This is a genomic window from Saccharopolyspora sp. NPDC002686 (assembly GCF_040295745.1).
Classification (GTDB): Bacteria; Actinomycetota; Actinomycetes; order Mycobacteriales; family Pseudonocardiaceae; genus Saccharopolyspora; species Saccharopolyspora oryzae.
The window spans coordinates 1-2604 of record NZ_JBEOVY010000584.1; the positions used below are offsets into that span (position 1 = coordinate 1).

The 2604-nt window shown below is 70.7% G+C and carries 3 protein-coding genes; 2 read left to right on the plus strand and 1 reads right to left on the minus strand.

Going from position 1 to position 2604, the window contains the following annotated elements:
• Positions 1 to 363 precede the first annotated feature (363 nt).
• Positions 364 to 1437 carry a GDSL-type esterase/lipase family protein gene (locus ABTZ89_RS37875; protein ID WP_270954441.1) on the minus strand — a complete coding sequence of 358 codons (1074 nt, stop codon included), beginning with the start codon at positions 1435 to 1437 and terminating at the stop codon, positions 364 to 366.
• A 119-nt stretch (positions 1438 to 1556) separates the two neighbouring features.
• Between ABTZ89_RS37875 and ABTZ89_RS37880 the strand changes: the two genes are divergently transcribed.
• On the plus strand, positions 1557 to 2108 hold the full coding sequence (locus ABTZ89_RS37880; protein ID WP_270954440.1) for an FxsA family protein: 552 nt from the start codon (positions 1557 to 1559) through the stop codon (positions 2106 to 2108).
• 122 nt (positions 2109 to 2230) lie between these two features.
• Positions 2231 to 2604: amidohydrolase family protein (locus ABTZ89_RS37885; RefSeq protein ID WP_351054124.1), on the plus strand; the 374-nt coding region annotated here is incomplete at its 3' end.

Sequence of the window (2604 nt, forward strand, 5' to 3'; positions counted from 1 at the left end):
CGGCGGAATCGCGGAGTACCCCGACACACCCCGGCATGTCGTCCCCCGACACGCCGAAGTGACGCAAATTCAATGGAAATCGCACATCCAATTTCCATTGAATTTGCGGAACCCCAGGCCAGACGCCGTGTCCCAGGCCCCGACACACCGAGGTCCCGACACGCGGAGGGGTGCAGTTTCAATTGAAACTGCAGATCCCAGGCGCGGTGGACCGCAGTTTCAATTGAAACTGCGGTGTGGGCCGGGACTTTCGGGCGGTCTGCCGGGGCGGACACCGAATGTCGTTGCGCACGGCGGAGCCATGTGCTCAGGGGGTTGGGGTCGGCCGGTCCTCACGACGAATGTTGTTGTGCGCGAGGGCCGTCAGGGGTGGAGGGCGGCGTTGTGGGCGGGGACCGGGTGGAGGTTTCCGCGGTCGTCCGGGAGGCAGACCGCCGTCGGCTCCGCGCTGGGGAGGAACTCGCTCAGGCAGCGGCCCAGCTGGCGGTGACCTGCCGCGTTGGCGTGGTAGGACTCCTGCATCGCGTGCGCGGCGCGCGATTCGTCCTGGAGGCTCGCCCAGTCCACCGACAGGCGCGTGAACCACTCGCCGTCGCCCGTCTTCGGATTCCCGGTGCAGGCCTCGTGGCCTAAGCCCGCGCGGGAGAGGTCCAGGAACCGGGCACCGACCTGCTGGGCGACGTCGCGCAGCCCGCTCGACAGCTGCGGCACCCCGGTGTCGCGGATCCACTGCAGGTCGCTGGTCAGGAACGGGCAGCCGGACAGGTTCTGCAGCTCGGGGCGCACGCCGGGGCCGACGGGGGAGGCGTAGGACTGCACGATCAGCGAGTAGCTGCTCGGCGTGTACCCGGCGCTGTCCATCGCGGCCCGGACGTCGTCCAGCGCGCTGCGCACCTTCGGCTTCATCCGCTCGACGCGCTGCGGCCACTCCGAGCGCAGTGGCCCGGAGCAGCCCAGGTCGTCGCGACGCACCCAGGCTTCGACGCACTGGTTGACCACGTCGGTGAACCCCACGTCGTCGTTCGCGCCGACCTGCACCACGACGTCGGTGATGCGGTAGCGCTTGGCCAGCTCGGCAAGTTGCTCGGACTGCGAGCCCTCCGCGTGGCCGGGTTCCGGGTCGGCGCCGACGACCTCCGCGCGCGCACCGGAGCAGGCGAGGTTGATGCGGGTCACGTCCTCCGGCAGCTGCAGCTGGTTGATCGGCGCGGCGACCGAGCGGTGGCACCAGTTCCCGCGCTCGCCGTTGGTGCCGCCGACGTAATCGCCGCCACCCTCGCCGGACAGCGTGCTGTCGCCCATGGTGACCACGGCGGACGGGAGCTGCTTGGGCTGCAGCGGGAGTCCCGGCAGGTATTGGTCGCTGACCAGCAGCGCGAGCGCCAGCACCCCGCTGACCGCCGCGAAGAGGAGTGTTCTCGTTCTGTGCGCCCGCATCGCAGGAATTCTATGGGGGCCGCGGAGGAGGATCTCCATCACCTCTGGCCGGTGCGGGAGCATTTGCCGGGTCTGGTTCGTTGTACCCGGTGACCGCAAGTCGACAGGAGGGCCCTGCCGTGCCGATCTTCGTTGTGCTCCTGATCGCCGTGGCTGCCGAGATCGCCGTGCTGGTGGCGCTCGGGCAGGTGATCGGGGTGCTGCCCACCCTCGGGCTGCTGGTGGCCGGGGCGGTGCTGGGCGCCTGGCTGCTGCGCCGGGAGGGGCGCCGCACGATGGTGGAGTTCCGGGAGGCAGCGCGGCTGCGGCGCTCCCCGGACCGGGAGATCTCCGACGGCGTGCTCATCGCCGCCTCCGGTCTCCTGATCATCCTTCCCGGCCTGCTCAGCGACGTCGCGGGTTTGCTGCTGCTGTTCCCACCGATCCGCGCGGTGCTGCGCAAGCGGATGCTGCGCGCCGCCGAGCGGCGGTCGAAGCAGATGCAGGACCAGGTGTGGTTGCACACCCAGCGGGTGCGCCGTGAGCGCGGCTCGGCGGGCAGCGATGTGATCGACGGCGAGGTGGTCTCGGTCACCGAGGACGACGAGCCCACCGCGGACGCCGGGCCGAAGTTGTTGCCGCCGCAGCGATCTGCGCAGGCAGAGCGGTCGGACGAGCAACCGCGCAGCTGATCGGGTCGACGGTCCGTCGCGGCTCGCGCGGAGGCGGGTAAGCTCGCCCGAACCAGCCCATACCGGCGTCGCGCGCCGGTCGCGATCGCAGCGAAAACCCGAGACGGGGAAGCACGAAGGACATGTCCGAGACCACGTTGCTGCTCGGCGGACGAATCCACTCGCCCGTCGACGCCGCCGCCACGGCGATGGCCGTGACCGATGGCACCATCTCCTGGCTCGGCTCCGACGACGTCGGCCGCGCGCTGCACCCCGACGCCGAGATCGTGGACCTGGAGGGCGCGTTCGTCGCGCCCGCGTTCGTCGACGCGCACGTGCACGCGACCTCCACCGGCGTGCTGCTCAACGGGCTGGACCTGACCGGCTGCGCCTCGCTGACGGAGTTCCTGCACGCGCTGCGCGACCACGTGGCCGAGTACCCGGGCGCTCTGGTATGGGGGCACGGCTGGGACGAGACCTGGTGGCCGGAGCGCCGCCCGCCGACGCGCGAGGAGAT